Annotated in this window: 1 protein-coding gene; it reads right to left on the reverse strand. The window is 70.3% G+C overall.

Annotated features, from left to right (window positions below):
- The coding region (locus GVL61_RS24625) for a class I adenylate-forming enzyme family protein (protein ID WP_159983888.1) at positions 1-408 on the reverse strand (408 nt) is incomplete at both ends.

Raw genomic sequence — 408 nt, forward strand, 5'->3', positions numbered from 1 at the left:
GCGTTCTTGAGCACCTTGCCGACGGGCGAGCGCGGCAGGCTGTCGAGGAAGCGGATGCGCTTGGGCGTCTGCACCGGGCCCAGGCGCTCGCGCACGAAGGCGATCAGCTCGGCTTCGGTGGCGGCATGGCCCGCGCGCAGCTGCACGGCGGCCTGCACCGCCTCGCCCCACTTGTCGTCGGGGATGCCGAAGACGGCGCATTCATGGACCGCCGGGTGCTGGCCGAGGGCGTTCTCCACGTCCACCGGGTAGACGTTGAAGCCGCCGGTGATGACCAGGTCCTTGAGGCGGTCCTTGAGGTAGAGGTAGCCGCGCTCGTCGATCAGGCCGCGGTCGCCCGTGTGCAGCCAGCCGTCCACCAGGGTTTCGGCGGTCTTCTCGGGCAGGCGCCAGTAGCCGGTCATGAGC

The sequence above is a fragment of the Novosphingobium sp. 18050 genome (genome assembly GCF_902706195.1).
GTDB lineage: Bacteria > Pseudomonadota > Alphaproteobacteria > Sphingomonadales > Sphingomonadaceae > Novosphingobium.